A 238-nucleotide genomic window follows, 5' to 3' on the forward strand; every position below is an offset into this window, starting at 1 on the left:
GCATCGAGGTAGCGCTCGTACAGGTGCTCCACCGCCTGCCGATACAGCGGGTTGCGGCGTGCCTCCAGAGTCATCTCGTACTGGAATACCTGTAGGCCGAGGTTCGTGCGGAGTGACTCCAACAGTGCGTCGACGACGGTCTCCTCGGATTCGAAGTCCAGGAGGGTGGTTGCCTCGCTGGACTGCTCGACAGACCAGCCGAGAGCGGCGGCGAGCAGGGTCTCGCGGTTGCCGAAAT

Annotated in this window: 1 pseudogene; it reads right to left on the minus strand. The window is 63.4% G+C overall.

Annotated features, from left to right (window positions below):
- Positions 1-238 (minus strand): annotated as a pseudogene (locus ACPYOG_RS20615) (TetR/AcrR family transcriptional regulator); the annotation flags it as partial.

The organism is Leifsonia sp. HAY1-4F, from assembly GCF_056755275.1.